General features: G+C 46.0%; 3 protein-coding genes. All 3 read left to right on the top strand.

The features are described from left to right. Positions 1–688 precede the first annotated feature (688 nt). Positions 689–2164: a glycosyltransferase gene (locus ENI34_04380; protein ID HEC78365.1), complete on the top strand. Its 1476-nt coding sequence runs from the start codon at positions 689–691 to the stop codon at positions 2162–2164. Next, the gene (locus ENI34_04375; GenBank protein ID HEC78364.1) at positions 2143–2313 is read left to right on the top strand and encodes a Trm112 family protein; all 171 of its coding nucleotides are present in this window, start codon (positions 2143–2145) and stop codon (positions 2311–2313) included. The genes ENI34_04380 and ENI34_04375 overlap by 22 nt, the downstream gene beginning before the upstream one ends. After that, on the top strand, positions 2306–3834 hold a 1529-nt coding region (locus ENI34_04370), incomplete at its 3' end, for a hypothetical protein (GenBank protein HEC78363.1). The genes ENI34_04375 and ENI34_04370, both read left to right, overlap by 8 nt.

The raw sequence follows: 3834 nt of genomic DNA, 5'->3' as shown, positions 1-3834 counted from the left end.
TGGTGGGTATCTTAAAGGTTTCAAAAAAGAATTATCTTCCGTCGGTCATCTGGACCGGTCTGCCCGACTCTTCGGTTTACCTGGAGGTGGAACTCTATAATTATAATAAGAAGAAGACTGTAAAATCACCGGTGGAGTGCTGGTATGATTATCTTCTGGTTGTCTCTCCGGATAAGAAGAAAGAGATAGGCAGGAGGCTGAAGCTCATCGGTGTGAAGCACCGATTGAAGAAGAAAGGCGACGCCCTCCTGTTGAGTTTACCTGACTACTACACTCTCGATGATGTGAAATCGATCTTGAGTACGAGGTCGCTCAATGTATATACAGTAATGGAACAGAAAGAAGAAGCGCAGCGGATCGGTTATTTGAAGGATGACAGGAAAAACGCCCTGTATCTGGGGGAGAAGTTGTTTTCCCAGGATGATATAAAAGGTGTGAAGATAAAATTCGATGGAGCGAGCAAGCCGTACTTCGAGATTACACTGAAGACGAAATCATACTTTCCCGAAAGGGTCGCCTTTGAACTCGACGGAATAATTCAGTATACAGCGACCCTTGACATCAACAGAAAAATCAATAAAATGAGGCTGTATACTGATATGTCTTTTTACGAAATGCAGAATATAAGAGCGTCCTTTCTCCAGCCTTTACCGTTGATCGGTGTGAAACCGAGCAAAGAGGAGCTCAATTGATAAATTTAATTCTGTTTTTATATACGTTGTTCCTTTTTACACTTTTTTTCTACGCGATACATTCTTTCATTTTGATTTATTACTATTTCAGGTTGAATAAAAATACGCGAAAGTCGAAGAGAAAAGAATTAAAGGATTTTCCTTATGTCACCATTCAGCTGCCTATTTATAATGAGAAGTTCGTCATCCATCGTTTGTTGAAATGTGTAACCTCTATGGATTATCCAAAGGACCGTCTTGAAATCCAGGTGCTTGATGATTCAACCGATGAAACCGTGGAGATCGCCGCTGATTTAATCAGTGAGTACCGGAAAAAAGGTCATAATATCCTGCATGTACGGAGGGGGACGCGGGCTAATTTCAAAGCGGGCGCCCTTCAGTACGGATTGGAACGTGCCCGGGGAGAGTTTATCGCGATCTTTGATGCGGATTTCGTGCCGCCGCCTGATTTCTTGAAAGAACTTCTGCCGGAATTTTTCGATCAATATGTCGGCGGAGTTCAGGCGCGGTGGGGGCATCTCAATTATGGACAATCGGTTCTGACAAGATCCCAGGCGATCGGCCTTGATAATCACTTTATTATGGAACAGGGATTGCGTTCGCGGCTCGGTTGTTTTATAAATTTCAACGGTACCTGCGGTCTGTGGCGGAAACGCGCCATCATCGACGCCGGAGGATGGCACGGTGATACACTTGCCGAAGACCTGGATCTTTCCTATCGTGTTCAGTTACGCGGCTGGCGAATAAAATATCGCGGTGATTTCGTCGTCGCCGGAGAACTTCCTCATACCGCCTACGGGTATCGGGTGCAGCAGAACCGCTGGGCAAAGGGCACTATCCAGGTAGCCCGTAAATTACTTTCCAAAATCTTCCGATCCCGATTAAGACCCCTGGCTAAATATGAGGCTTTTGTGCATCTTACCTGCCATATAAATTTCCTGGCGATGCTCGGCCTCGCACTCTTTTCTCTGCCGGTCGTTTATTTCAAAGTCGAAGGCATCGTCTCCAATACTTATTATGTGGTCATTTCTCTCTTTACGGTCGCTGCATTCGGTTATCCCTTTCTTTATTACCTGTCCCAGCGTGAGATATACAAGAGGGGATACCGTCGCAGAATTCCTTTTATCCTGGGAGTGATCGCATACAGTATGGGACTTTCAATTTCCAATACCAAGGCGATTATTGAAGGTTGCTTTTGTAAAGAGCACGTTTTTACGAGAACTCCGAAATCAGGGGGCGCCAGGGTCATCCACTACCCTGAAATAAAATCATTGATGCCGTATCTCGAAATACTGCTGGGTGTTTATATGCTTGTCGGTGTTGTCTATGTCATCGCCAATCTGCAGCTTGTTCTTGTGCCTTTTCTCGTTCTTTACTGTTACGGGTTTTTGAGTATGGGACTTTCTTCAGTAAAAGACCAATTTTTATCGATAAAACCACGGGAGGTGTTATGCTCAAGAGAGAACTCTTAGAGATTCTGGTTTGCCCGAAGTGCAAGGGTGAACTGGAATACAATAGCAAAGAGGAAGAATTGATCTGTCATAAATGCAGACTTGCCTATGCAATAAAAGATGATATTCCCATTATGCTGATCGATGAAGCGAGGAAGATAGATGATTAATTACGCCGCAATGCTTCTGTGCCTGCTCGGCAGCCTGCAGGTGAAGATGCTCGGCGACCAGGGGCTTGAACTTTCCTTTTCCATGGAACAGTTGACTCTGGACGGCTATATTTCTTTTCCTGACGCCAGGTATTTCAACAAAGAAGGGGAGCCAGCGCTTCCTTCCCTGCTTTACAAGATCGGTTTACCCCAGGACGGTGATGTTGAGATTCAAATCATTGAGGTTCGTGAAGAAAAAATCCGTGATGTGGAGATTGAACCGGTTTTCTATACGGGCATACCCGAGCCGCAGGTTCATCCGACGGATAAGGTCGTGAGTGAAGTTTACCGGGAAAACAGATTCTTTCCGACGGAACTGGTGCAGACCACGGAGCCGGCTTATTACCGGGATATATACGTGGTTGATTTGAGATTAAACCCCCTTCAATACAACCCTGTGACAAAGGAGTTGAAGGTTTTCAGAAAGATCAGGATCAGAGTCAATTTCAAAAAGAAACCGGTGGAAAGGCCGGTGATCGATGATTCTTTCGAAGAAATTTATAAGAGAACGATTTTGAATTATGAACAGTGTAAATCATGGCGCCGTGAGCCTCTCAGAAACGGCACCAATCCTTTCTCATCGGGCGTCTGGTTCAAGATTGAAGTTTCTGAAGAAGGGATTTATCGGATCGGATACGACGAGATCGTCGCCGTCGGTCTTGACCCGGAGCAGTTCGACCCCCACACAATGAAGATCTATACGGCTTCTTTTGATCTCCTGCCGAGGGATGTGACAATACCGTTGATAGATTCACTCGTAGAGGTCCCTGTTTATGTGGAGGGTGAGGATGATCTTTCATTCGACAGGAATGACTATTTGATATTTTATGCATTTCCTGCAAGCCATTTGATTCCCGACACCGCCGTCAACTGGTTCGAGAACGGCTACGCGCTCAACAATGTCTACTGGTTCACATTCGGCGGAGAAGAGGGCAGACGTATGGAACTGATCGACGCCGCCTGGGACGGCTCTGAACCGGACAGTGTGGTGCAGGAGGTCATTCATATGGAAGAGGATGTGAGCAATCCCACCCGTTCCGGTACGAACTGGTACTGGCTCGACATATCACCGGGTACAGGCCAGCTCGGCAGCGGTGAGCTGGTTCTTCGCCATCCTGATGCAAGGGGCAGCGCTGATATCACTGTAGGCATCTACACCCTGCAGAGAGCCCGATTTGTATACCAATTCGCTCTCGACGATGTTGTATTCTATAATGACACATTTGAACTTTCTGTCCAGAGCAGATATCCACCTCATTATATTACTGCGCAGACATCCATCTCCGGTGACAGTTCTATACTTTCCATTGATTTGATAAGACCGACCGGCACGTCCGCTTCCCTTACCGCATATTTAAATAGCGTGGATATAGAGTATGAACGTCTTGCGGATTTAGATGCCCCTTTTCATGCTTTTTATCCCGGACCCCTGGATTATTCGATAAAGGTCGTTGATGCGGATGATACTCCGTTCATCCTTGA

Source organism: candidate division WOR-3 bacterium (assembly GCA_011052815.1).
Taxonomy (GTDB): Bacteria; Hydrothermota; Tepidihabitantia; order SM23-42; family SM23-42; genus DRIG01.
Note: the sequence above shows the minus strand (reverse complement) of the source record. Positions and strands in the feature narration are given on the sequence as shown.